The organism is Agrobacterium sp. MS2 (assembly GCF_003261015.1).
GTDB classification, from domain to species: Bacteria; Pseudomonadota; Alphaproteobacteria; order Rhizobiales; family Rhizobiaceae; genus Agrobacterium; species Agrobacterium pusense.
This window is the reverse complement of the sequence record NZ_QLNF01000017.1, coordinates 1-25,837: the sequence shown is the minus strand read 5'-3', so window position 1 is coordinate 25,837 and position 25,837 is coordinate 1. Positions and strand designations below refer to the sequence as shown.

Below are 25,837 nucleotides of genomic sequence, written 5' to 3'. Positions count from 1 at the left end.
AGGAAATCATGGCTGTCCGTCCCTATTGGAAAGGTTATCTGAAACTCTCGCTCGTCACCTGTCCCGTGCAGATGATGCCGGCAACGTCCGAAAGTGAGAAGGTCCGCTTCCACACCCTCAACCGCGATACCGAAAACCGGGTCGTCAGCCACTACGTCGACAGTGTTACCGGAAAAGAGGTGAGGGAGGAGGATGAGGTCAAGGGCTATGAGCGCGGCGAGAATGAATACATCATCCTCGAAGACGAAGAACTGGAAAACGTTGCGCTCGACAGCACAAAGACCATCGACATCTCGACGTTTACCCCCCGTGAAAGCATCGAGTGGATATGGCTCGACACGCCTTATTATCTTTCACCCAACGATGCCGTCGGCCAGGAAGCATTCTCGGTCATCAGAGATGCGATGGAAGCGCAGAACATGGTGGGGATTTCACGTCTGGTGATTACCCGGCGCGAGCGCGCCGTCATGCTTGAGCCACGCGGCAAGGGTATCGTTCTGTGGACGCTGCGCTATGGGGATGAAGTCCGTGACGAGGATACTTACTTTGGCGGGATCGAAGAGGATGAAACGGCCGATAGCGAGATGATGCGTCTCGTGCAGCAACTGATCAAAAAGCAAACGCAGCACTGGGACCCCAAGATGGTCATCGATCCGGTTCAGGATCGGTTGCTTGACATCATTGCCGCCAAGAAGAAAGCGCTGAAGAAGTCTGCAAAACCCAGAACATCCACACCGACGAAGTCGGCACCCAGCAATGTCATTAATATCATGGACGCGCTGAAGAAGTCGGTTGCGGCCGAGAACCGGGCCGGTAAATGAAACGCCCCGCCAAGCCGCTCCTGCAGAATGACAGCCTGACGGCAAAATCGCAGCCGCGCCGCAGGCGCGATCCGGCTCAGCCCAATCTGCCGTTCGACCCGATGCCAGATCGCGTCGAGCCGTGTCTGGCGCTCCTGAAGACGGCCCCGCCGTCCGGCCCCGAGTGGGTCTATGAAATGAAGTGGGACGGCTATCGGCTCGCGGTCCATATCGAGCCGAAGGGTGTGCGGATCATTACCCGGGGCGGCCACGACTGGACGCACCGGTTTCCCGCTATCGCCGCAGCGGCCAGGGACCTTGGAATTGCAACAGCCATCCTTGACGGCGAAGCGGTGGTGTTGAACGGCGAGGGTCGCTCCGATTTCGGCGCTCTGCAACGCTCGCTCGGCGGGCGAGGCGGCAAACGGGCGTCGACAGAAGCCGTACTCTTCGCCTTCGACCTTATGTATTTCGATGGTCACGATCTCACTCGTACCGAGCTTTCGGTCCGCCGGCACTTGCTGGGGGACCTGCTGGAAGACGCGACCGGCGCAATCCAGCTGTCCGAAGAAATGGAAGCGGACGGCGCTGAATTATTGGCGAGCGCGTGCTCCCTCGGCATGGAAGGCATCATCGCAAAACATCGTGACAGCCCTTATCGCTCGGGCCGGACCGGAGACTGGCTGAAGATCAAGTGTGTTCAAAGCGAGAGCTTCATGATTGTCGGCTACGAGCAGTCGGCGGTGGCGCGCGGCGGGATTGGCAGTTTGCTGCTGGCGGCGAGACGTGGGCATGACTGGGTCAATGTTGGCGCCGTTGGAACCGGGTTCAAGGAGAAAGATGCGGCGTATCTGAAGAAGACCCTGGATAGGCTGAAGACGAAGACACCGGTCGTTCCGCTCAAGGGCAGGAATTACGTCTTCGCGCAGCCGACGCTCATCGCCGAAATCGAGTTCCGTGGCTGGACCGACGATGGCAACCTGCGTCATGCGTCCTATAAAGGCCTGCGCGAGGTACAGGACAATGCCGCGGTCCATGAACTCAAATGAGTTGGTCTGGGCCGGCGCCTGGATGTCATTTTTTTCTGACGGCGCCCTTGAATCGCAAATTCCCGAAAACCAAATCGATTGCCGCCAGCTGCTGAGACAGGGCTGGACTTGCTGGAAGCGCCGCGTTTCGACGCTTCTGTACCCATGTTGCTTCAAGGAGGATATGGCTATGGCAACATCTTATGACTACGCACCCCTGTTCCGCTCGACCGTCGGCTTCGACCGGATCTTCAATCTTCTTGAAAATGCCCAGCGCGCCCGCTCGATCAGCGACTGGCCGCCCTATGACATCGTCAAGACCGGCGATGACAGCTACCGGATTTCGGTCGCGGTCGCAGGGTTTGCCGAGGACGAGCTCGACATCACCTTTCAGTCCAACCTTCTCACCGTTACCGGCAAGAAGCAGGACGCTTCCGCCGATGAATACCTTCATCGCGGTATAGCCGGCCGGCCTTTTGAACACCGTTTCGAACTTGCCGACCATGTCAGGGTGAATGGCGCCGATCTCCGCAACGGTCTTCTGTCGATCGATCTCGTTCGTGAGATTCCTGAGGCCTTGAAACCACGCAAGATCGATATCCAGACCAGCCCGGCCCTTCACCATAAGGTTGCCCCGGCGCAGATCGAAGCGCAAAAGGCGGCCTGATCGATTTTTAAAAAACGGGCGCCGTTGCAGCGGCGCCCGTCAACATCGGGGGTAGGAAGGAGATCGCGATGAAACCCGATATGTTCAAAGAGCCCGTTACCATCCTTATCGGCCTTGGATTTCCGACCGAGGTTCGCAGCGTCATCGACGCTTACCGGCATCTGGCGGAATGGCCGGCATCGATGCGCGATACGGCGCATTCAATGGCGCTGAAGGCCTGCAGCGCGGCATTGCGCGGTGAGATCGAAGCGGACACCGCCCGGGGTCTGTTTGCAGCCTTTGCCGCCAAACACGATCTGCTGGCCCTGGACGTTGATGTCATCTCCGTGTCCCGTCTCCCGCACGACAAGGATCCGCACGTTCGTTGAGGAAGCCGACATGCACGAGAACCCGCAGCTTGCCGCAAGCGATATCGCACTGATGGGTCCGACGATCCTGCTCGAGGGTATGGAAATTGCGCGGCCGATCGATGTGGTGGACGCAACCGCGCTCAAGGTCGACGAAAAACGGACCATTTTGGCCGCCTGGGCTTCAGACCTCTACACGATCGACTCAAGGCCGGCGTACCGCCATATGCCTGGAACACCGGAGCCTGTCTCAATCGATGAGGTTCAGGCTGCGCTGAGCGACCTTGACCAGCGTTACGGGTCTTGATCCAGGCCGGTCTCAGGCGGCCTGTTTCATCGACTTCGTCAGCCGCTTGATGGCCTGCTCCAGCGAACGCTGCCCGTCGCAGTAATCCTCCCAGGCGGTTGTCTTCGACAAAAGCGCCGGTACGGTGCGAATGGTGAAGCGTTTCGGATCAAGATCCGCTTTTACCTGTTTCCAGGTCAGTGGCATCGATACTGGTGCGCCTGGCCGGGCGCGCGGTGACAGCGGCGCAACAGCAGTCGCCATTCGGTCATTGCGCAGGTAGTCGAGGAAGATCCGGCCGTTGCGCTGGTTCTTGGCCATCTTGATCAGGTAAAGGTCGGGGTTGTCACGGGCCATCTGCATGCAGACATCGTGTGCGAAGCCTTTCGCCTCCGGCCAGCTCAGCTTCTTTCCCTTCGGTACCGCAAGCGGGGTGACGACGTGAAGGCCCTTGCCGCCGGTGGTCTTGCAGAAGCTGACGAGGCCAAGCTCCTCCAGCCGGTCGCGCATTTCCCGCGCGGCTTCGACCACGGTGGAGAAGGGTACGTCCGGACCCGGATCAAGGTCGAAGACAAGACGACCGGGCACCTCCGGTTCGTTGGGCTCGCAATTCCAGGGATGCAGTTCGACGCCGCCGATCTGGGCGATGGCGGCAAGGCCCTCAACGCGATCAATCTGCAGATAGGGTTTCTTGTCGCCGAACACCTTGACCAGTTCGAGCAGGTTCGACGTTCCCGGCATCGCGTGTCTCTGGAAGAACTGCTCACCACCGATGCCGTCAGGCGTCCGGATGATAGAGCATGGCCGTCCCTTGATATGGTCGATCAGCCATGGACCAACGGCCTCATGATAGTGCGCGAGATCCTCCTTGGTGACCGGCTCACCGTCATTTGCATCGGGCCAGAGCGGCTTGTCAGGGCTGGAGATCATCACGCCCATAACTTCGGCCTTGGTGTTCTTGCCGCGTACCGGTCGCGACGGCTTTGGCCGGGCCGGCGTTGGCGTTTCAGTTTTCCCGGGCGATGCCGGCGTTTCGGCCTCGACCTCCTTCGCCGGCTTGTCTTCGCGCAAACCCTTGAAGGCTGCCTGACGGACCAGTCCGTCCGCGGTCCAGCCGGCGAACTGGATCTCGGCCACCAGTTCGGGCTTGACCCAGACGATGTTGGGTTCCTTTTTCGGAGCGCCTATTCCGGTAAAGGGCGATTTTGAGGTTTCCAGTTCCCGGAGCTTCGGCAGGATTGTATCCACCGTTTTGGCACCATAGCCGGTCCCGACCCGCCCGACATAGACGAAGTGATCGTCCCTGAAGACGCCGACAAGAAGTGAACGAAACTTGCCGTTGGTTTTCGCGTAAGCGCCAATGACAACCTCATGTCCGGCGCGGCATTTGGATTTCGCCCAGGTATCGGTGCGCCCCGACTGATAGGGGGCATCCGCCTGCTTCGAGACAATGCCCTCCAGCGAGAGCTTGCAGGCCGATTTCAATACTGCGTCGCCACCGGTCTCGAAATGTTCGACGAACCGCAGGCGCGGATCTTCCCCCGCCTCGCTCAGAAGCGCTTCGAGCCTTTTCTTGCGTTCCGTAAGCGGTAGTTGCCTTAGATCCTCACTCCCCTCGCACAGCAGGTCGAAAGCAAAATAGACGAGCGCATCCGTTTTACCTTCTGACAGCGCCGCCTGAAGTGCGGCGAAGTCCGGGGCACCGTTTTCATCGAGCGCACAGATCTCACCGTCGATGATGGCATCAGGCAAGCTTGCGGCCGATGTCGCAATCGCCGGATACTTGGCCGTCCAGTCCAGCCCCTTGCGCGTCTTCAGCGTGACTTCGCCGTTTTCAATGCGCGCCTGAATACGGTATCCGTCGAATTTGATCTCGTGGATCCAGCCATCGGCCGAGGGTGGGCGTTCGAGCGTTTCGCAAAGCTGCGGAGGTATGAAGGCGGGCATCGCGGACTTCGCTGCTTTCCGCGATGCCGGGCGCTTTTTCTTCGTATCCGCCGCACGTTTGTCTGCCGCCAGTCCATGATTGCTGTCCCAGACGGCGTCGGCCTGCACATCGCCGCTCTGCACCATGAACGGTTTTGGTTTCTTTCCTTTACCGGCGGCGATGGCGGCCATGGCTCTGCCCGAGGCAACCGACGTGTTGTTTTCGTCAAGGATGGCGGCGCCGTTTTCATCGACCGAGAAGTCGTCGCGATGCTTGATCAGCAGCCAGTTCGTCCGCTTGCCACCCTCACGGTCGTTCCGCATCCGCACCAGCACGAAGCTGCCATGCAGCCGCTCTCCTTCAAGGGTAAACTTGAAGTCGCCCTTGGCGAGAGCCTGCTCGGGCGTCCTGTTGCCTTCCGGCTCCCAGTAGCCGCGATCCCAGAGCATGACCGTGCCGCCGCCATACTGGCCTTTGGGAATCGTGCCTTCGAAGTCACCATAGTCCAGCGGGTGGTCTTCCACCTCCACGGCCAGGCGCTTGTCCTGGGGATCAAGAGACGGTCCCTTGGTCACAGCCCAGGACTTGAAGACGCCGTCGAGTTCGAGGCGCAGGTCATAATGGAGCCGCGTGGCGTCATGTTTCTGGATGACAAAGCGCCTGCGGTTTGAAGCTTTCAGCTTCGTTTTTCCGCTTGGCTCCTGCGTTTTCTGAAAATCGCGTTTCTGCCTGTAGGTCGAAAGCTTGTCGTTAGCCATGGGTATCCCCGGTAAAATCCACCTCCCGCTTCGAAGGAATACGGGATGAGGCACGGGCCGGACAGGTGGACGCGCAATCGTCTTTTCGTTGTGCGGGATGAGAAACGGGTTCGCATTCATCACCCTGTTGCGTCCGGTGCAGCACAGCCCACGAACTCAACGGGGGAAAGGCAACGGGTTATGGTTTGGTTCCATGCAGGAGGCCACCAAGGCCGGATGGCAGTGCAAACGGACGACCAGGCCGAGGTGAGTGTTGTCTCGTTATCGCCAGGCAGGAAGGTTCATTCAAACCGGACGACAGATTTCAGGGGGATTTTTGCGACGAGCACGCCGTCGCCCCTGACAACCTCGAACTTTGCACCGTCCACGATCTCGTCCTTGAGAATTTTTTCCGCCAGCATTTCTCTTGCAGCCTGTGCGGCCTCGATATACGCGCGCTCGTCATTTGCCAGCATGGTTCCCTCAGTGTCTTCGGAAAGGCCGTCAGCGTCCCGAACGTGGAAGTAATACCGCTGCATGTCTTAGCTACCTGTTTTATCTCGCAGATTTTTCAACCGCCTTCAAAGAACATGGTTCCATCGGACCCTCTGAAAAGGTATCGTCTCAGCGGGAACCCCCATCGCTATACGCGGTATGGCATGAATGCCATGACAGCAGTCGCTAATTGCCAAGCTGTAGGCCATGGATAACACGAGAACCGACCGCGTCTTCCGCTCGTAGATGGTTCATTGCGCAAACAGAGGATATCTCTATGTTGCGAGCGTTTCGTGGGAAAAAGCTGATCATCGTAGAGCAGCGCCTCATGCTGACATTTGCGTGCCGTCAGCGGCTGCAGGCAGCAGGGGCTACCGTCCTGGGATCGGTTCGATCGACACGATGCCTGCTCGATGCGTTACTGGAGTGGGATGTTGACGCCGCAATCGTCGACGTGGAGATCGACGATCAGACGTTGCTGAATGTTTCGATTGCACTGGAGAACGCCAATGTGCCATTCGTTTTCGCGAACCGGGCCAAATCGAACGACCGCGGTTACTCTGTGAGCGGCGATAGCGCGGAGCTTCGGGATATAGCCGATGCACTTTTCGGTCCACCCGGAACGTCAACCACTCTTCACTGACCGTCGCTCGACAACTGATCGTTGTCGGAACGACGCTCAACGCCTGGGCCAGGACGAGTACTGAATTCCTGGAGAGCGACACGTCGCAAAGTCGCGAGAAGCTCTACATCGATCCTGGAGTCGTGATCGGCGGCTGGAAAATCCCTGATGATCTCGCCAATCGTTTTTTCAACAAGCCGGCTCTGCACTCGCTCGTCAGCGGTAAAGCGCGCGGCCCAGCGGAAAAGGAGGCGTCGAAGCGGACAGTCGGGGAAATTTGATGGTTTGGGCACGTAGCCGTCCTCCATACGATATAGGCGGGAGCACGTAGTAACCCTCAGGTGCCACCGCCTATGAATTCGGTTGGTGGCAATGAAATAAGTCTAACTCCTCTCGTGGAGGAGTCGAACGATTAGATTTCAAGGGTAGAGAGTTGTAGCCCGGCAGCAGGCTGTCGCAGCCGGTCTGAATGGCTTTGAGGGCATAATTTGCGTGCGATGTGAGCAAAAAGAAACCCTCCAGAGCGGAGGGTTCCAAGCTGTGCAACCGTGACCGGCTGCAAGAGCAGTGGACCGGGAAAGACCATCCGCCTACCTAACCGTCGCTACGATGAGCTGTTCCGAAAATTCGATCGTCAATTGAGGTTATTGCGGCGCTTGCAGTCGGCATGCGTGCACCACTGGTTTTCATAAATGCCTTCGCCGGCCTTACTGCTTCCAAGGCTCACTGAGGTGCGCCTCCGATTATATCGACTGGTCCTCTCGATGTTTCCATCAGCGGCCAGCGGACCTTCCTCTTCCATTCGGTCAAGGCATCGGCGGGTGAGGTGCAGAACACCCACTCAATGAAAGCATCGGATATGTTAGGATGGTCGTAGAGGAGGGCGGCGATGCCCTTCCGCTCGCTGAACAATATCTCGATCTTCGCTCCCGTTGGAATGTCGTCATCATCAGCCCAGAGTTCCATGGCAACATATCCGGAATAGGCAGTCAGGTCGGATTCCCGATCGACTTCGGCGACCAGCCGCTGGTCGAGATTATCGTGAATGGATTGCCGCATGCCGAAGAATTGACCATCCTCCAGAAATCTCTTTGGATAGACACCGTGATTTTCGAGAATGTAATGGTGGATATGCATCTTCCTTCTCCTCTCTCCGAACAGTTCAGCGGGTTTAGTCTCCTCATCGATAGGGCCGTAGCCCAGGCAGTGATCAGGTAATGGCCGCCGCTTATAAAAGGCGTCCTTGCTCCGCCGGTTCTCCACTTTGCGAAACGATCGTTGATCCGTACGGTTCGCGTGATGAAATGATCAGCGCGTCGTTCGGTAGCGGGCGGGCGAGCTCCTTTGCCTCATTCCACGGAGCCCGCATCCAGACTTCGGTTTCTTCCTTCGTCAGCAGTAGAACAGGCATTGCCTTCTCGTGGATCGGCTTCACGAGATCATTCGGATCGGTCGTCAGGAAACCGTATAGGTCGTCGGTTGTGAGCCCGTCCCTGACCTTGCGGACGCTCTTCCATTGCGGCACGTGGATGCCCGCAAAGAACATCATCGATTTCGTATCATCGCGGGCAAACCAGGCATTGGGAACATTGCCACCCTCCTGTTTGCTCATCGGGTCCGGTTCGGCAAAGCTTGTGACCGGGACGAGACACCTGCGCTCGACGCCGAACCATCGCGTCCAGTGAGGCAGGTTGAGCTTACGCACATTGGTCACGCCACGATCCGGTTCCATGCGGATGAGCTCATCCATATCGACGGCCTTGCCCTTGGCCTTCAGTTTATCCGCCCTTGCTTCGGCGGCTTTCTTTTGGACGAAGATAGGCGAGGGCAGGCCCCATCGTGCATGAACCAGCTGCTTCTTGCCGTCCGCCGTGTTTCGGATGATCGGCCCCATCTGGTCGGGGTTCATCTGATAGGCCGGCATGAGGTTGATAAGGCGTTCGGCGTCCTGGGCCCACTTTGAGACCCAGTCCCTGTCTTCCATCCGATAAAGGTTGCACATGGCAGCAATTCCTCCGTTGCGACCGAATGCAGTTTTTCCGGTGACTTCCGCCTGCGTATCTAGTCGAGTTTGTAAACGTCGGCATTGTCCTGCCGTTCCTGCAGGCCCTTGCAGGAAGCATGGCGGAGTCTATCGTCGCCCGTCCATGCCCTAAACTCGATCTCGGCGATCAGGCACACGCCTATCCTCTGGTCTCCATCGGCCGCGGATGCGATTGCCGCTGGGTTAAGCGCCGTGGAGGAACGCCGCATGTCAAGGCGCAGGCGCTATTCCGCGGCCCGTTTAGGTCGCTTGATGCCCGCATTAGCCGGTCAGTCCCGACATTCTCAACAGAGCTATTCCGATTGCAGCGGAAATCACGGTCAGTGATATACATGCAAACAACCGGTAAACTCTCTCCTTTGACGTCAAGAGGAGATAGACCGAAGCGATTCCCAGAACGCAAATCATCGCGAGGGCGCCATACGCTCGATACTCGCCCGAATAAAGCCATGTCCCCAAAGCCACAAAACTACAAATAACAAAAACAAGTTCGAGCTTTTGCAACGCAGCACCCCAAGAAGATCTGCGCGGGATTTTAGGGAATTGATCTCACAGGTCAACTTTGCCATCGCCCTGCATGCGGCGGGGCTTGATGCAATCCGCCTACAGGTCCGATGTGGCCTCAGGTCTAAAAGCTCCCGTATCGGTCGCACGCCATTGATGCAATCAACCGCAGCGACGCGGCTTTAAATAGAGCTGGGCTTCGGTATTACGATCGAGCGGCTTCGTCATGCAGGCGAGTTCAGCACGAAAAGCTTAAAAATAGTATGACCTCACATCCCTGTCCCGGTATCCAGTCGAGCTAACAAGACGGAAATGCTGCAAAATTTTTCCTCGTTACATCCTTGAATCCTTTGCGAATCTTCGTCTTGCTAATGTTGGGATAATATTCCTCAACCCTGTGGTGCTTGACTCTTTTGTGCTTTGAGAACAAAAAATGAACAAATAGCCCGTACGACATAATGTCGATCCTTTGAACACGACCTTGAAGGGAGCCGTGAACGATGACCGCTGCGCGCCCCAAGGGGTTGTCCGATGTGATCTGTGATTTGCGTGGCCGCATCGCCTCGATGGAAGGCGCAGCTGCGAAGCGGGCCGGAACGCTCGCTTTCGGTGTCCCCGAGATCGATGCGTCCTTGCCTGGCGGCGGGCTTGCCTATGGAGCCCTGCATGAGTTTGCGGGCGGAGGATCCGGTACAGTCGATGGTGCAGCCGCCGCGCTTTTTGTCGCCGGCATTGCCGCCCGGACTAAAGGCCCCGTCATCTGGTGTCTGACGAGACCGGATTTGTTCTTTCCGGCGCTTGCCCAGGTCGGTCTTCACCCCGATCGCGTGATCTTCGTGGAGTCCGACAGGGAAGAGGATGTTCTGGCCAATATGGAGGAGGGGCTGTCGTTTGGCGGTCTCGGGGCGGTCGTCGGCGAACTTGTCCGCCTGCCGATGGTGAGTTCCCGCCGATTGCAGCTGGCCGCCGAGCGAACCGGGACTATGGCGCTCGGCGTTCGGCGATGGCGGCGGCAGACGGAGGCGAATGATTTTGGCCAGCCAACGGCGTCAACGACGAGATGGCGGGTCAGCGTCATGCCGTCCGAGGCACTGCCGGTCCCGGGGGTGGGCAGGCCTCAGTGGTTTCTGGAATTGATGCGCGTGAAAGCGGGTGAGTGTGCTGAGTTTCTCGTGAGAGCGTGTGATGACAAGGGTCGTATCCATTTATCTTCCGGATCTGCCGACGGATCGCATTCGTCGAGCCGATCCCTCCATTCCGCCTGAACAGCCAATCGCGGTAATCGCCAAAAGCGGTTCCAAGCGATGGGTTTCGGCTGCCGACCCGGCTGCCAGAGCGGCAGGCGTGCATGTCGGCATGGCGGCGGCGAAGGCGCAGTCGCTGTTTCGCGGCCTGATGATGGTTGACGCAGATCCCGCAGCCGATCGGGTAGCCCTCGAACGCATCACGCTCTGGGCGCTGACGATCTATTCGCCGATCGTCGCCGTTGACGGGATCGATGGCATTGTCATGGATACCGAAGGCGCCGACCACCTGCAGGGCGGCGAGCTGCCAATGGTGACAAAGATCGCCAACCAGTTTCTGGGCAGGAAGCTGACTGCCCGCGTGGCGGTCGCCGACAGCTGGGGTGCGGCCCATGCCTGTGCGCGGGCCATCAATCGGGAAACGATCGTGGTTCCGCCGGGCGAGACCGTTCGGGCGGTCGAAAGGCTGTCGATTTCGCTCCTGCGCCTGCCGTCCAAGATTGTCAGCGATCTGCGCATCCTTGGTTTCCAGACCATCGGTGAGCTTGCCAATACCCCGCGCGCGCCGCTGACGTTGCGCTTTGGTCCGGAGATCGGCCGCCGTCTCGACCAGATGCTCTGTCGTATCGCCGAGCCTATCGAGCCGATCCGCACCCCTGAGCTGGTCGAAGTCTCGAAAGCCTTCGCTGAACCGATTGGCGCTGCCGAAACGATCAACAAATATGTCGGCCGCCTCGTCGTGCAACTGGTCGATGAGCTTGAGAAGCGCGGCCTTGGGGTGCGCCGTGCCGACCTGATCGTCGAGAAGGTCGACGGTACCAGGCAGGCCATTCGCGCAGGCACCGCCAAGCCTGCCCGGGACATCGCTTGGCTGACGAAACTGTTCAGGGACCGGACCGAAAAGATCGAGCCGGGTTTCGGGATCGAGAAGCTCATCCTTGTTGCCGTTCTGGCCGAGCCATTGGAAGAGGCGCAGAAAGTCTCTGCTTTGGTCGAGGATGACATCACCGATGTGACGCCTCTGATCGACATTTATGGAAACCGTGGACAGAGGGTCTATCGCGTCGCGCCGGTTGCATCCGATGTGCCGGAACGCTCCGTCCAGCGGATCAGTCCGGTTGCTGAACCGATTGCAATTGGCTGGGTGAGCCACTGGCGCCGTCCGGTCCGGCTTTTATCACGCCCCGAACTGATCGAGGCGATCGCTCTGATGCCGGACCGGCCGCCCGTCTCGATCGTGTGGCGCGGCAAGCGCCGTAAGGTCAAACGCGCCGATGGCCCGGAACGCATCTTCGGGGAGTGGTGGCAGCGCGACGCCGAGATGGAGGCGGTACGCGACTACTTTGTCATCGAGGACGAGGCAGGCGAGCGCCTGTGGGTGTTCCGCTCCGGTGACGGGGTGGATCCCGAGACCGGGTCCCATCGCTGGTTCTGCCACGGGATCTTCGCATGAGCTACGCCGAGCTCCAGGTCACGACCCACTTTTCCTTTCTGCGCGGCGCCTCCTCCGCACAGGAATTGTTCGAGACGGCGAAACAGCTCGGTATCGATGCACTCGGCGTTGTCGATCGCAATTCGCTGGCCGGGATCGTCCGGGCGCTGGAAGCATCCCGCGCCACCGGTCTGCGCCTGGTCGTCGGCTGTCGGCTCGATCTGGTTGATGGCATGTCGGTGCTGGTCTATCCGATGGACCGATCCGCCTATTCGCGCCTGACGCGCCTCATCACGCTGGGCAAATCGCGTGGCGGCAAGAACAACTGCATCCTGCACTGGGACGATATCGTCGCTTACTCCGAGGGAATGATCGGCGTTATGGTGCCGGATCTGCCGGATGATCTTTGCGCGATCCAGCTTCGAAAAATGGCTGAGTTGTTTGGTGATCGCGCATACGTGTCTCTCTGTCTGCGTCGGCGACCGAACGACCAGTTGCGCCTGCATGAGATTTCCAACATGGCGGCGCGGTTCAAGGTCAGAACCGTCGTCACCAACGACGTGCTGTTTCATGAGCCGGGCCGTCGGCAGCTTCAGGACATCGTCACCTGTATCAGGCACAACACCACGATCGACGATGTCGGCTTCGAGCGCGAGAGACATGCGGACAGATATCTGAAGCCGCCGGAGGAGATGGAACGGTTGTTTCCACGCTACCCAGAGGCCTTGGCGCGGACGGTGGAGATCGTGCGTCGCTGCAAATTCTCGCTTGAGGAGCTGACCTACCAGTACCCGGAGGAAGCCATCGTACCGGGCAAGGACGCCCAGGCCTCGCTCGAGCATTACGTCTGGGAATGTGCGCCCGATCGTTATCCGGAAGGCCTGCCACCGGATGTTTTAAAGACAGTTCGCCACGAACTCGATCTCATCCGCACCATGAAATACGCGCCGTACTTCCTGACCGTGTTTTCGATCGTGCGCTTTGCCAGAAGCCATGGCATTCTCTGTCAGGGAAGGGGATCGGCAGCCAACAGTGCTGTTTGCTATATTCTCGGCATCACATCGATCGATCCCTCGACCAATGATTTGCTCTTCGAGCGTTTTGTCAGCCAGGAACGCGACGAGCCGCCGGACATTGATGTCGACTTCGAGCATGAACGGCGCGAGGAGGTCATCCAATGGATCTACAAGACCTACACCAAGGATAAGGCGGCCCTCTGCGCCACCGTTACGCGGTACCGCGCCAAGGGCGCGATCCGCGATGTCGGTAAGGCACTTGGCCTGCCGGAGGATGTTATCAAGGCGCTATCGTCAGGCATGTGGTCGTGGTCGGAAGAAGTACCCGACAGAAACATCAGGGAGCTCAATCTCAACCCGGACGACCGGCGCTTAGCGCTGACCCTGAAACTCGCGCAGCAGCTGATGGGCGCGCCGCGTCATCTCGGCCAGCATCCCGGCGGCTTTGTCCTCACCCATGACCGGCTGGACGATCTCGTGCCGATCGAACCCGCCACGATGAAAGACAGGCAGATCATCGAATGGGACAAGGATGACGTTGAGGCACTGAAGTTCATGAAGGTGGATGTCTTGGCGCTCGGGATGCTGACCTGCATGGCGAAAGCCTTCGACCTCATCCACGAACACAAGGGTGAGGATCTTGATCTCTCGAAGATCGAGCAGGAAGATGCCGCCACCTATGCGATGATCCGCAAGGCCGATACGCTCGGCACGTTCCAGATCGAAAGCCGCGCGCAGATGGCGATGCTGCCGCGGTTAAAACCGCGCACCTTCTACGATCTCGTCGTGCAGGTGGCGATCGTCCGACCGGGCCCAATTCAGGGCGATATGGTGCATCCCTATCTTCGCCGGCGCGAAGGCAAGGAGCCGGTCGAGTATCCGACACCCGAGTTGGAGGCGGTGCTCGGCAAAACGCTGGGCGTGCCGCTGTTTCAGGAAAGCGCCATGCGCGTTGCGATGGTCTGTGCCGGCTTCACGGGCGGCGAGGCAGACCAGTTGCGCAAATCTATGGCGACCTTCAAGTTCACTGGTGGCGTCTCGCGCTTCAAGGACAAGCTGGTGTCCGGCATGGTCAAGAACGGATATTCGCCCGAGTTCGCCGAAAAGACCTTCTCGCAGCTGGAAGGCTTCGGCTCCTACGGCTTTCCGGAGAGCCATGCAGCCTCATTTGCGTTGATTGCCTACGCTTCGAACTACATCAAGTGCCACTATCCGGATGTATTCTGCGCAGCGCTACTGAACAGCCAGCCGATGGGCTTTTATGCGCCTGCCCAGATCGTCGGGGACGCGATCAAGCATGGCGTCGAGGTGCGGCCGGTCTGCGTTAACCGATCGCGCTGGGACTGCACGCTGGAAAGGATCGGCAGCACTGATCGACATGCTGTTCGGCTGGGCTTCCGGCAGGTGAGAGGATTGGCTGTCGCGGACGCCGCGCGGATCGTGGCGGCGCGTATGAACAGCCCGTTTGCCTCGGTCGATGACATGTGGCGCCGATCCAGCGTGCCGACCGAAGCGCTTGTTCAACTCGCGGAGGCCGACGCCTTTCTGCCATCGCTGAAACTCGAACGGCGCGACGCTCTCTGGGCGATCAAGGCATTGCGCGACGAGCCCTTGCCCTTGTTTGCAGCCGCCGCCGAGCGCGAGATGGCAGCCATTGCGGAACAGCAGGAGCCGGAGGTCGCGCTTCGGCAAATGACCGACGGCCACAACGTGATCGAGGACTACAGCCATACCGGGCTCACTTTGCGCCAGCATCCGGTCGCCTTTCTTCGCGATGACCTTTCGGCACGCAACATCATCACCTGCGCAGAGGCGATGAATGCCCGGGATGGACGGTGGGTCTACACCGCTGGACTCGTGCTGGTGCGGCAGAAGCCTGGATCTGCCAAGGGTGTGATGTTTATCACCATCGAGGACGAGACGGGGCCTGCCAATATTGTCGTCTGGCCCACTCTGTTCGAGAAGCGCAGGCGCATCGTGCTGGGATCGTCGATGATGGCGATCAACGGGCGTATTCAGCGGGAAGGGGAGGTCGTCCATCTCGTCGCCCAGCAACTCTTCGATCTCTCCGGCGATCTGGTTGGCCTTGCCGATCGGGATACGGAGTTCAGACTGCCGGCTGGTCGCGGTGATGAATTTGCCCACGGGGGCGGCGGGCCGGATTCACGCGATCGGCCGAAGCCCGTTGTCCCGCGCGACATGTTCACACCGGACCTTCATATCGATACGCTGAAAGTGAAGAGCCGGAATTTCCAATGAAAAATGCTCAGACCGAGCGTGTCGAGGGAGCGCATGCACCACCAAAACCGCTTCAATCCTCAGGCGTGGCGACTTGGGATGCGGCGGCCATAGCTTTCGGCGTTGCTATCGGAAAAGGGTGAGCTGGAACTGGAAGCGAAGCGAGGCGCGCTTCTGTCTCCGGCGAGACATGACAGCGCAGACCTGAGACTGGCCCGATGCCGTACCGGGCAAAGTACGGCCTTATGAGCTCGAAGCCACGCTGGTCGCCTGACTGAAAGTGACGGAAAATCCAGTAAGCGATCAAATCCGCCATCTGAATCAGGCGCGATGCCTTCGAATCCAGAAAAAGCGGGACTTCGGCAAAGTTGCGAAGTTGGCCGCTGGCATGCCCGACGTGCTTGAACACATGAGAGAGGGTTTGGATTTTCTCCTCATAATTGCTTTTGTCGAGGATGGCCAAGCCGCGCTGGGGATTCTTTTTCTTGTAAAGCGTCTTCAGATAGCCATCAAAACACGAAGCCACCTCCTCGAAGCTCCGAGCCAGAATATCGTTCGGAGAGAAGAGCTTCTTTTCGATGACGCAGGCGTAGACCTTCAACTGCAATTGCTTGTCTGCCAGTAGCGACAAGATATCGACAACGGCTTGAACTCTGTCGTTTGGAGGCACACCTTTCCAGGTGCCGTTGCCCGAGCGCATTGGGTTTCCATGGAACTCGATTTCTCGAGGATTGGTTGAGCTAAAGCGCGCTGCTACAGGATCTATCTGGGCTTCCAGCCAATGCGTTTGGCGCTCGAATATGCTAAAGCCTGCAAGGACAAAGAAGTCGGAGCTTGGATCATGCGAGTGACCAGACTCGTCGAGATATAATAGATGCAACGAATCCCCCTGAAACGAAAAAGCGGACCGCATGCGGTCCGCTCCAATTCGGTAAGCCGAGTGAAACAATCGTTCAACGCACCGACGGATCAGCGCTCTCGACTATGATCAATATATATCGATTGCGTGTCGGCTTTTCAAGAGGCGGCTCCGCATGGCTCACAATCGTGAACTTCTAGCGTTCGCGGCTTCACGTCGTCTGTGATCCGCCTCCAGCAGTCATAGGCATCGACTCTGACCTGATGACCGAAGCGAAAAGAAGGTAGCGTCAGGTATCGAGGGCTACAACAAGATCCGCATCAGCACGATCGCCGTTTGTCGGAGGCAGGTCCATGGAGGCGTCCCAATCCCGCTCTTGATGGATGGCCTCCTGGTCCGGCCCCGGATCTCCGTCGATAAACCCGCTGACGGGGTCCGTGAGCCAAGCTACGGCCGCTTCGGCTTTGCCTTCGCAGTGATCGCGACCGGTTCCGGACACTGACGGTTGCCATTGAGCGGGATCGGCCCGCTCTAACGATGGAGCCTCAGATGAACACCGATCTTTCCCTCGCGCAGAACCACGCCTTCCAGCTCGCCCGCACCCTGATGGTTCCGGTCACACTGTTCAGGTCCGGCAACGAGTTCGGCGTTCTGCCGAGCGACGAACTCGATGAAGAGGACGACCGGGAGATCGTCCACGAATACGTTCCGGGCGGGTCTCATTGAGACCCCTACTTTCCTTTGTGCCGCTTGCGCGCGGCAGGCGGCAAGGGAAGCTCTCGCCGCTGCTGGCAGATCATCCGGAATGGAATGCAAATCTGCAGATTGCCAGCCGCGCCCTTGACCCCTTTGCTCTTCGCGGCCGCCGGAAACGGTCCCGCAAATTGCGGGAGACATAAATCTGGAGAGAAAGGCGGCGCCAAGCGCCGAGAAAAACAATGGAAAAACAGAAACTGAGGGAACTTCGGGACCGTGTCCCGTGCGCAGCCTTGCTGGAGCAGGCTGGGTTCGCCATCGACGTCAAGGAAAGCACCCGCAAGGCAGTGAAATACCGGCGCGGTGCGGAAATCGTCATCGTCATCCATGGCGGGCGAGGATGGTTCGATCCACTGTCTGACGCGAAGGGTGATGTCTTCTCTCTTGCGGAGCATCTGGACGGCGTCACCTTCGTCGAGGCGCTGGACCGGGTGGCCGCTCTTGTCGGCATCGTCGCCAGGGATCCCGCCTGGTCTCGTCCGGCCGGAAAGCCCGCTCACAGCAGTTCCGTCTCTGAACGCTGGGCAACACGACGTCGGCCGTGGCAGGGATCGATGACCTGGCGCTATCTGCGCAGCGAGCGCTGCCTGCCGGCAACGATCATCCGGGAGGCCATCCAAAGTGGTGTCCTTCGGGAAGGCCCTTATAGCAGCATGTGGGCCGCGCATGTCAATGACGATGGGGTTGTTACTGGCTGGGAGGAGCGCGGTCCCGATTGGCGCGGCTTTTCGGCAGGCGGTTCTAAAATTCTCTTTCGCTTTGGCTCTTCCGACGCCAAGCGTCTTTGCGTCACTGAAGCGGCGATCGACGCCATGAGCCTTTCGGCACTCGAAGGGCTTCGTCAGGGCAGCCTCTATCTCAGCACCGGCGGTGGGTGGGCACCGGCGACAGAATCGGCAATGCGCCAGTTGGCCGCGCGTCCCGGCGCTGTTCTGGTCGCGGCCACCGACGCCAATAGCCAGGGCGAGACCTTTGCCGGCCGCCTTCGTGCCATCGCCGATGAGGTGGGCTGCGACTGGCTGCGGCTGAAGCCGCCGGCCGAGGACTGGAATGACGCGCTGAAAGCGCGGGAAGAGGAAAAGAAGGAAAAGAATGCGAGGGCGGGAAGAGGAGGCCTGCCGCATGCCCGCCAGCCGCGTCAAGGGTGAAGCTTCGCCCGCTCGATAGCGGCCCTTGACCCGTCCGACGAAGAGGCGGCGTGAGGGGAGGGGTCATGAAGGACTGAAGAGGATGGTGAGCCGGCAGGGCAGCACCGCGCTTCGGTCCGGACAGGGCCCGAGGAGCCGCCAATGAGCACCCCATCCGCAATGCGTAAAGTCTACCAGGGCATCACTGAGCGCCATCAGATGTTCCGAATGTTCGATCGGCATGCACAGCGTCCAAACCGTTTCCACGGTGACGCGAGCGCGCTCTATGCAGGCGAGTGGTTCGAAATCGCCGAGCGTGAGCATGATTTCATGTTCGAGATCCTGCCGCCGCTGTGGATCCGGGGTTCGATGTTCGCGATGCGCGAATTCCTGACCGAATCCGTCACATCGGTGTTCCTCGCGCTGCGGATCGACGGAGTCATTCGTTTCTTCCACGCCTATTGCGACCTCTCCGACGGCGGGTCGGTGGAAGACATGCGGCTGGCGATCATCGAGCGGGAAACGCGTCCCGTGAGGGCAATTACCCGAGACGAGCGCCTCGAGCACATCTGGAGTACCACGGCGGACACCTATCGTGGCTACGCCGATGAAACCACCCTGCAGTATCTTCCGTGTCAGCGTGTCATCACTCTCTTCAGCAAAGCCGGATCTGCCAGGTTGAAGCTGCTTGATGACCTGACCGACGACGAGATCGCAGCCAAACTGCCCGTTCAACTGCGCCATCTGCCCGATACGGCAGTCGCAGCGTGAGGAGGCGCTTTCCATGCTTTCGTTTCCGATTGAAACCGTGCGGGCAGTGATCGCTCGCGGTCGCGCCGATGCACAAGCCAATGGCGGCTTTCGCAATCCCCACTATGGCCTTCATCCTGGGCGCGACGAGCAGCCAGGTGTCTGGCTCGTGGGTGATCACGGTGTCTACTTGTGCTCGAACGGCAAACTGCCGGATGGCGAGAAGCCGTTCGTCGCTTACGCACTCGAATGCGATCCCCGCACGAATGACGACTGGTTCGAAGTCAAGCGCAGAACCTTCGGAGGAGACGACGGTGTCGAATTCATCGATGCCGAGCAACTGGGGGCGATGATCGCCGCCACTCCGAATGCGAGGCACCTCGGCATCACCTTCGACGAGGACTCGATGGAACTCTTCATTATCGAGTGGTCGTAACGTCTCCGCCGGAGCCGATCCCCAACGCCAATCAGCGTCTCTTCATCAGCGCATCCCAATCGCTGGACGACGACGCGCGCCTTCATAAGGAGAATTTATCATGAGCAACGATCCCTTCACGCTCGACATGTTTGGCAATACCGCACTATCGTCCGGCCTGGGCCTTGGCGTGACCGCTTTCGGCGCCTTTTCGCCTGCGGCCGCCAATGACGACGATCCGGAACCCACGCCGCCGGCGCCGCCACCTGCCATGCCGGTCGCTTCCACCCCCATCCGGCGCACCGGCCTTCGGGTAAACTTCTATCTTGAGGGTGACCGCGGCCTGCCTTCCTCCTGGAAGGATCGTGCCCGCGCCAACGTTGCGGCGATCCTCGTTGCCAATGATATCTCCAGGCAGGACCGGCCGGCGACGCCAAAGGAGCAGGCGGAGCTGATCCGTTTCACCGGCTTCGGCGCCGGCGAGCTGGCCAACGGCGTATTCCGACGGCCGGGTGAAAACGATTTCCGGCAGGGCTGGATGAGATCGGCTCCTCGCTCGAGACCGCCGTCTCTGAGGCCGATTATGCGTCGCTTGCCCGCTGCACCCAGTATGCCCACTTCACCCCTGAGTTCATCATCCGGGCGATCTGGTCCGGCATCCACAGACTTGGCTGGCGTGGCGGCCGCGTCCTTGAACCGGGCATCGGCACGGGCCTGTTCCCGGCATTGATGCCGAAGACATATCGCGACACCACTTCTGTGACCGGGATCGAACTCGATCCGGTCACCGCCCGCATCGTGAGCTTGCTTCAGCCTAAGGCACGCATCATCACCGGCGACTTCGTTCGCACCGATCTGACGCCGATCTACGATCTCGCTATCGTCAATCCGGCCTTTTTCGATCGTACCGTCGGCTCAGACCGAAACTATCGCTCGCTCGGCCTGCGCCTGCACGACTACTTCATCGAGGCTCAATTGTCGGCAGACCTAGACAACGAGACCGTCGCGGCAGCTGCATAGCTGCGTTGCACAATAAATGTTTTCCAGCTGATCAAAATTCGGGCATAAGGCCTTTAGCTGATGCAGATGACGGTCACCTCCCAGCTCCGTCGCAGCAGCTGTTCCCCTCTGGAGGTTTAGATCTCCACACTTCATGGGCCGCGGTTTTCCCAGGCCCATTTTTTTATTCTTCCTTCGCGTCGGCCAAGGAACCTAAGGGATTTTTGCCGAGGCCAGTTGTGCGTAGGCCCCTCCGGTCGGCAGCTTGAAGAGCGATTATTTCAAGGTACCGGTCGCGCATGGCCTTCATGTCGATATCTCCCCGGACCCAGTCCTCCACCGCAGCGAGGAACGCTGGATCAGCGTCAACCGGCGTACCGCGCGCTGCCGCCCGATCAATTACTCGTTGCGCGATAGTTCTCCGCGTCTCGGTATCTGTGGTCATGATGTTTGCCTGGCATTCCTGATGAGCGACAAGATCTAACAGTTGACGTTCTGGACCGCGACTTGAAATTGCCCTTCGTCAACAATATCTATGCACTACTTCCCGATGAGACAATGTCCTGCTCGCTGCAATCGCCGCGGCGTTTGACGTTGTCCCGGGATACAGAAGAAGGCGCTCCCCTCGCGGGTCGAGCGCCTTTTTTGTGTCCAATGCGACCGCAAATGCGGTGCTGCACCTTGACCACGCCACTTTTGCGAATGAGATCTGCACTAAAACACCTAGTGGGAACACATGCCATTTTTCCTGGTAACGCAGACATCGCTGGTCGAAGCTCAAGATGAGCAGGAGGCCGCTCAGACAGGCGTTGACCGCCTCCGCTCCGGAGGACAGCTCACCGTGTCGGTCAGATCGGATGAGACAACAATAACCCATGTCACTGTCGCTCCAGTGACAGAGGAGCCGATCTCCCTGGCGGAAATTGGCAATCCGCCGCCTCCTACAATCCCTCTCCCCGAAATTGCCTCTGCGACACCGGAGAGCAGGAAACTGATCTTGAAGCGCATGCTCGCCGATGGTCTGGCCCTTCTCGGGCGCCGAACCTAGTCCCATCCTCGAAAAATGGCGGCCGCTCACGTTCTCCGGTCGTCGAGCGGTTGGGCCAAACTGAACAATGAGGATTTGAGAAAAGAGGAAAGCAGGAAGCAAGAACCGGTCGCAGATCGGTCCGCCTGCCGACGCTAGCGCTCAACCGCCGCCTGCGCCATCCCGGCTGATTGTCCTGCGCAGGGCTGGAAGCCCCGCTCGCCCTTCCCAGCAGGCATGCTCGGCCGCAGTTGCGGCAGTCCGGCCGCCCCGCGGTCCGGGAGGTGTCTTCGAGAAAAAATGAAGACAAGAAGGGCCGGCAAGGCGCCGGTCCGGAACCTCCCGAAAGGATAAATCCCATGCAGATCATGAAGGTTGACCCCCGCGCGCTGAAGGAAAACCGTGACCGGATGCGCCAAACGAAGTCGTCGCCGCAGGCGGATGCACTGATGCTGGCGACGATCAAGGCCGTCGGCATCGTCCAGCCGCCGGTGGTCGCCCCGGAGACGGATGGTGGAAACGGCTATATAATCGACGCCGGGCATCGCCGAGTGCGGCTGGCCATCGCCGCCGGACTGGAAGAAATCGAGATTCTCGTCGCAGATGCCGCCAACGATAACGGAGCCATGCGCTCCATGGTCGAAAACTCTGTTCGCGAAGCGCTCAACCCCGTGGATCAATGGCGCGGCATCGAGCGTCTCGTTGCTCTCGGCTGGACCGAGGAAGCGATTGCCGTCGCCCTCGCTCTTCCGGTCCGCCAGATCCGCAAGCTGCGGCTGCTAGCCAACGTCCTGCCAGCGATGCTCGAACAGATGGCGCTGGGCGACATGCCGTCCGAGCAGCAGTTGCGGATCATCGCGGCCGCCGGTCAGGTCGACCAGAAGGAGGTTTGGAAGGCGCACAAGCCGAAGAAGGGCGACACGGCTCCGTGGTGGCAGATCGCCAATGCTCTGACCAAAAAGCGCATGTATGCCAGGGACGCAAGCTTCGGCGACGATCTGGCCCAGGCCTACGGGATCGAGTGGGCCGAAGACCTCTTCGCACCCGCCGATCAGGATGGCCGCTACACCACCAATGTCGAGGGGTTCCTTGGCGCCCAGCATGAATGGATGACAATCAACTTGCCGAAGCGCGGCGCTATCGTCGAGGTCAATAGCTGGGGCCAGCCGGAGCTGCCGAAAAAGGCGGCCCAAGTCTACGGCAAGCCGTCCAAGTCCGATCACACCGCGCTTTACCTTGACCGCGATGGCAAGGTCTAGACAGTGCATTACCGCCTGCCCGAAACGGCCAAGCCGAAGGGAAGCGGCGCGGAGAGAACTGCGGAAGGCGGCGATGATACCGGTGCATTCACGACGCAGAAGGTTCGGCCTGACGTGACCCAGAAGGGCCATGACATGATGGGCGATTTCCGCACAGATGCCCTGCACGAGGCTCTAGGTAGCGCGCCGATCGAGGACGACATGCTGATGGCGCTCCTGGTGCTCGCTTTTGCCGGGCAGAACGTCCGTGTCGACTCCGGTGCAGGCGGGACGTTCTACGGCGGCAAGCGCTTCTCGCGCCATGGGGTCACACTGTTCGACGAGCATGGCAAGCTCGCCTTCGATCAGGACACGCTTCGGATCGCGGTCCGCTCGGTCCTGATCGATGTCCTCTCGTGCCGCCGCGGAATGTCGAACAGCGGAATGGTTTCGCGCATCGCCGGCGAGGCGATCGGCGCCGACGAATACCTGCCGAACATGGGTTCGGAGGACTTCCTCCTATGCCTCTCTCGCCAGGCGCTGGAAGCGTGTTGCGCCGAAGCAGCCGTCCAGCCGCGCCAGAAGGTTCGCGAGACCCGCGCAACGCTCGTCGAGCATTTCCAGAACGAGCGCTTCGTCCATGCATCTGCCCGCTTCGCGCCAGTAGTCGACGAGTTGCTCGACTGGATCCGGGCGAGCTCTCCCACCGATACCATCGGCACGGCCCCGCATGATGACGATAGCGGCCAAGCCGACGAGCCCGCTGAGGACCAGGAACGGCACATTGATGAGGACGCAGATCAGGACGAGCTGCCAGATACAGATCCGTCCGACGACAAAGAGCTTGCCCAAGACGTCGATCAGAAAGCGACAGCATGACGGTCATCCCTCGCTCAGACATGGCACAAGCCACCCCTGAATTTTTAGGGGTGGAGGTCGCTAGCAGCACGAACTCATTATCCGCTAACAGCTCCATAGTCCTTCGCCGGCTGGCAAAGCCTGAAGGAGCAGTTATGATCAACATCGGCGTCTCAAAGCTGCTGGCGAAAGCAATCGGCGCCCGGCAAGAGACCCAGCGGCATCTGGAATGTCTCACACGAAAGATTGTGTCGCGCGCCAGAAGACAGGCGACAACGGTGAAGGCCCGGAGCCGGAGTCGTCGAAGATCCGGACCTCTTACTCTTCATCAGGAGCTCATCGACCGCCTTACCTTCGAGAGGTGGGTCGAACTTGACGTCGTTGCCTGCAGTTTGGCGATGCAAGAACAGGTCATCCGTGAGCTGCGGCATCGCGACGATGTGCCTGTGCATCATCTGGCGGCATAGGCGGACTCGAAACAACGGTGCTGGTACCGGACTTGCCCGTCTTCGATGTCGTCGGCATGGGGCTTGGTTATATCAGTTCCTTCCCGCTAGAGACAGATGTGGGGCCCGTGTCGACTGCCCTTCTTGTTGCTGCGGTCTGAACCGGCGGCCGGGCGTTTCAAGGCCGCTGTCGCGCCGCGGAGCGGCCGATCCAGCCTCACTGCGCGAGAGCAGGCTCGCGGTCCCAAGCAGGTCGAAACCTGCTGGCCCGCAAACCTGCTGGCCCGCAAACCTGCCCTGCTTGTTCAGCCGGATCGGACCTGTGAAGCCGCCCGTCCTTTGCCGGTTCTGGTCGTCCGCATCGAAGGGCAGACCGGCACGGGCCGGAACCGCTTCGGCAGCCAAGGAAGGACCTGATATGGCCAAGCCCGCAACTCCCAACCGCTCCAACACACGGATTTCGCAATCTCGCCGCGGCGCCACCCTCGAAATGGTCCGCCTCTCGTGCCCCGACGCCTCTCAGGCGCTCAAGATCGCCGAGAGCTTCGGTACTGCGGTCGTCGACAGCGATGGCATCCGCAGTCTGCATGAGCGGCTGATCGCCGAAACCGCCGACAGCCTGTCCGAAGGGCTCGGCGAGAAGGCGATGCAGATCCACCTGCAGCGCATTGTCGGAGCCTTCGTCCGCTCGGCGCACGGCGCCGGTCAGTTCTACTCCCGCGCCGTTACCGAAGCGCGCGACGCAACTGCCAAGGCATCGAACGATGCCCGCGATGAAGATCTTGACGGCCCGGTCGGCTACGACAGCGCCGCCCAGCGCAAGCGGGAATTCGCGGCCGACATGGGCGTCCAGTCCCACGCACTCCGAATGGCAGCCGAGGGCGCGGTGACCGCTTACGAGCAGGTCGTCGGCGAGAGCTGGAAGCCTTTCGACCGCCCGGTCGAAAACCCGGGCGCCTCGCTCGACCGCAAGGCGGCCGAGGCTCAATTAGCCGCTTTCGGATGACGCACTTGGCGGGGTGGCACCCCGCCGTTTCCCTTTTCAGGCTGGCGCCCACGGGCGCCGGCTTTTTTCATGTTCAGAATAAAGCTGGAGACACGCCTATCGCGGCCCGTCCCGTTGGATGGTCCTGCAGGAGCCGGGTGCCCATGCAACGGCTTTGCCGTCCTCCACGCTGTTGCGGCCGTTCCGGTGCATGGCCACACCATCGGCCCCTGACTTCGGACCTCCGTGACGGACCGCGATCGGCGCGGCCTTAAGAAAAGGAGAGAGAAGTCATGGCAAAGAAATCAGGATCGGACCGTGCGGACATCTACACGCGGATCACCGATCGGATCGTTGAGGATCTTGAAAAGGGCGTCCGTCCCTGGATGAAGCCGTGGAGCGCCGCCAACATCGGTGGCCGTATTAGCCGGCCGCTGCGCCATAACGGCCTTCCTTATTCAGGCATGAACGTGCTCCTCCTGTGGTCGGAGCAGATGTCACGTGGCTTCGCCTCGCCGATGTGGATGACGTTCAAGCAGGCGCTCGAGCTGGGAGGGGCCGTGCGCAAGGGCGAAACCGGCTCGACCGTCGTTTTCGCCAGCCGTTTCACCAAGTCCCAAGCGGACGGAAATGGTAACGAGGTCGACCGGGAGATCCCGTTCCTGAAGGCCTATTCGGTGTTCAACGTCGAGCAAATCGACGGTTTGCCCGACAGCTATTATGCGCCGCCCGCCAAGGTCCTTGACCCGGTCGAACGCATCGAGAGCGCCGATCGCTTCTTCCGCAATACGGGTGCGGTCATTCGGCATGGCGGCCACCAAGCCTACTATTCCCCGGTCATGGATTATATCCAGATGCCTCCGTTCGAGGCGTTTCGCGATGCTGCCGGCTACGCAGCTGTCCTCAGCCATGAGGCGACCCATTATGCCGTAAGTCCGATTATGCCGCATGGCCGATTTTCAAGGATGAGACTTCTCCTATCGGCCACGC

The 25,837-nt window shown here is 59.8% G+C and carries 22 protein-coding genes and 3 pseudogenes; 18 read left to right on the top strand and 7 right to left on the bottom strand.

The genetic code is table 11. From position 1 onward, the window contains the following. Positions 1-8: 8 nt before the first annotated feature. The 5 genes from ku (at position 9) to DOU54_RS10030 (ending at position 3,149) form a co-directional block, all read left to right on the top strand. Entirely contained in the window at positions 9-821 is an 813-nt protein-coding gene (gene ku / locus DOU54_RS10050) for a non-homologous end joining protein Ku (RefSeq protein ID WP_113731115.1), read from the top strand. Further along, positions 818-1,849, top strand: a complete 1,032-nt coding sequence (gene ligD, locus DOU54_RS10045; RefSeq protein WP_113731113.1) for a non-homologous end-joining DNA ligase — start codon at positions 818-820, stop codon at positions 1,847-1,849. The genes ku and ligD (DOU54_RS10045) overlap by 4 nt, the downstream gene beginning before the upstream one ends. A gap of 169 nt (positions 1,850-2,018) precedes the next feature. Next, on the top strand, positions 2,019-2,495 hold the full coding sequence (locus tag DOU54_RS10040) for an Hsp20 family protein (protein ID WP_037093008.1): 477 nt from the start codon (positions 2,019-2,021) through the stop codon (positions 2,493-2,495). A gap of 68 nt (positions 2,496-2,563) precedes the next feature. Further along, the gene (locus DOU54_RS10035; RefSeq protein ID WP_113731112.1) at positions 2,564-2,863 is read left to right on the top strand and encodes a DUF982 domain-containing protein; all 300 of its coding nucleotides are present in this window, start codon (positions 2,564-2,566) and stop codon (positions 2,861-2,863) included. 10 nt (positions 2,864-2,873) lie between these two features. After that, positions 2,874-3,149 (top strand): hypothetical protein, encoded by a 276-nt coding sequence (locus DOU54_RS10030; RefSeq protein ID WP_037093005.1) that lies wholly within the window; start codon positions 2,874-2,876, stop codon positions 3,147-3,149. Positions 3,150-3,161: 12 nt separating this feature from the next. Here the strand turns inward: DOU54_RS10030 and ligD (DOU54_RS10025) are convergent, their stop codons facing one another. Beyond that, entirely contained in the window at positions 3,162-5,813 is a 2,652-nt protein-coding gene (gene ligD / locus DOU54_RS10025) for a DNA ligase D (RefSeq protein ID WP_113731110.1), read from the bottom strand. A 281-nt stretch (positions 5,814-6,094) separates the two neighbouring features. Further along, positions 6,095-6,331 (bottom strand): DUF6894 family protein, encoded by a 237-nt coding sequence (locus tag DOU54_RS10020; protein WP_113731108.1) that lies wholly within the window; start codon positions 6,329-6,331, stop codon positions 6,095-6,097. A gap of 233 nt (positions 6,332-6,564) precedes the next feature. On the opposite strand from DOU54_RS10020, the gene DOU54_RS10015 reads away from it, so the two are divergent. Then, entirely contained in the window at positions 6,565-6,930 is a 366-nt protein-coding gene (locus DOU54_RS10015) for a response regulator (RefSeq protein WP_286079879.1), read from the top strand. Positions 6,931-7,632: 702 nt separating this feature from the next. On the opposite strand, the gene DOU54_RS10005 is transcribed toward DOU54_RS10015, so the two are convergent. The 3 genes and pseudogenes from DOU54_RS10005 to DOU54_RS27975 all read right to left on the bottom strand — a co-directional run. After that, entirely contained in the window at positions 7,633-8,046 is a 414-nt protein-coding gene (locus DOU54_RS10005; RefSeq protein WP_113731105.1) for a hypothetical protein, read from the bottom strand. Positions 8,047-8,137: 91 nt separating this feature from the next. Next, positions 8,138-8,911: an SOS response-associated peptidase family protein gene (locus DOU54_RS10000; RefSeq protein WP_113731102.1), complete on the bottom strand. Its 774-nt coding sequence runs from the start codon at positions 8,909-8,911 to the stop codon at positions 8,138-8,140. 59 nt (positions 8,912-8,970) lie between these two features. Continuing rightward, positions 8,971-9,084, bottom strand: a pseudogene (locus tag DOU54_RS27975) (non-homologous end-joining DNA ligase); the annotation flags it as partial. Between the two features lie 873 nt (positions 9,085-9,957). Here DOU54_RS27975 and DOU54_RS09990 point away from each other — a divergent pair. Genes DOU54_RS09990 through DOU54_RS09980 form a run of 3 tightly spaced genes read left to right on the top strand, consistent with a single transcriptional unit; the run spans position 9,958 to position 15,408 of the window. Next, positions 9,958-10,722, top strand: coding sequence for an ImuA family protein (locus tag DOU54_RS09990; RefSeq protein ID WP_037092995.1), 765 nt, complete (start codon positions 9,958-9,960; stop codon positions 10,720-10,722). Beyond that, positions 10,643-12,154 carry a Y-family DNA polymerase gene (locus tag DOU54_RS09985; protein ID WP_193603314.1) on the top strand — a complete coding sequence of 504 codons (1,512 nt, stop codon included), beginning with the start codon at positions 10,643-10,645 and terminating at the stop codon, positions 12,152-12,154. Before DOU54_RS09990 ends, DOU54_RS09985 begins: the two co-directional genes overlap by 80 nt. Then, complete coding sequence (locus DOU54_RS09980; protein WP_113731100.1) at positions 12,151-15,408, top strand: error-prone DNA polymerase; 3,258 nt, start codon at positions 12,151-12,153, stop codon at positions 15,406-15,408. Before DOU54_RS09985 ends, DOU54_RS09980 begins: the two co-directional genes overlap by 4 nt. Positions 15,409-15,460: 52 nt before the next feature. On the opposite strand, the gene DOU54_RS09975 is transcribed toward DOU54_RS09980, so the two are convergent. After that, positions 15,461-16,300: a DUF3800 domain-containing protein gene (locus tag DOU54_RS09975; RefSeq protein WP_072495307.1), complete on the bottom strand. Its 840-nt coding sequence runs from the start codon at positions 16,298-16,300 to the stop codon at positions 15,461-15,463. Positions 16,301-16,795: 495 nt separating this feature from the next. On the opposite strand from DOU54_RS09975, the gene DOU54_RS27390 reads away from it, so the two are divergent. From DOU54_RS27390 to DOU54_RS09950, 5 genes and pseudogenes are all read left to right on the top strand, one after another. Continuing rightward, complete coding sequence (locus DOU54_RS27390) at positions 16,796-16,972, top strand: hypothetical protein (protein ID WP_037092990.1); 177 nt, start codon at positions 16,796-16,798, stop codon at positions 16,970-16,972. Positions 16,973-17,184: 212 nt separating this feature from the next. Further along, positions 17,185-18,150, top strand: a complete 966-nt coding sequence (locus tag DOU54_RS09965) for a DUF3991 and toprim domain-containing protein (protein WP_113731098.1) — start codon at positions 17,185-17,187, stop codon at positions 18,148-18,150. 141 nt (positions 18,151-18,291) lie between these two features. After that, positions 18,292-18,900, top strand: coding sequence for a DUF1419 domain-containing protein (locus DOU54_RS09960; RefSeq protein ID WP_072495304.1), 609 nt, complete (start codon positions 18,292-18,294; stop codon positions 18,898-18,900). Positions 18,901-18,913: 13 nt separating this feature from the next. Then, positions 18,914-19,315, top strand: coding sequence for a DUF3085 domain-containing protein (locus tag DOU54_RS09955; RefSeq protein WP_113731096.1), 402 nt, complete (start codon positions 18,914-18,916; stop codon positions 19,313-19,315). Positions 19,316-19,415: 100 nt separating this feature from the next. Beyond that, positions 19,416-20,260 (top strand): annotated as a pseudogene (locus DOU54_RS09950) (lactate dehydrogenase); the annotation flags it as partial. 217 nt (positions 20,261-20,477) lie between these two features. Here the strand turns inward: DOU54_RS09950 and DOU54_RS09945 are convergent. Next, positions 20,478-20,738: a hypothetical protein gene (locus tag DOU54_RS09945; protein WP_072495302.1), complete on the bottom strand. Its 261-nt coding sequence runs from the start codon at positions 20,736-20,738 to the stop codon at positions 20,478-20,480. 941 nt (positions 20,739-21,679) lie between these two features. Here DOU54_RS09945 and DOU54_RS09935 point away from each other — a divergent pair. The 4 genes and pseudogenes from DOU54_RS09935 to DOU54_RS09915 form a co-directional block, all read left to right on the top strand. Continuing rightward, positions 21,680-23,437, top strand: a pseudogene (locus DOU54_RS09935) (ParB N-terminal domain-containing protein). Positions 23,438-23,571: 134 nt separating this feature from the next. After that, the gene (locus tag DOU54_RS09930) at positions 23,572-23,883 is read left to right on the top strand and encodes a hypothetical protein (RefSeq protein WP_072495300.1); all 312 of its coding nucleotides are present in this window, start codon (positions 23,572-23,574) and stop codon (positions 23,881-23,883) included. Positions 23,884-24,280: 397 nt separating this feature from the next. Then, positions 24,281-24,868, top strand: coding sequence for a hypothetical protein (locus DOU54_RS09920; RefSeq protein ID WP_113731094.1), 588 nt, complete (start codon positions 24,281-24,283; stop codon positions 24,866-24,868). Between the two features lie 272 nt (positions 24,869-25,140). Continuing rightward, a partial coding sequence (locus DOU54_RS09915) for an ArdC family protein (protein WP_193603313.1) occupies positions 25,141-25,837 on the top strand: 697 nt, incomplete at its 3' end.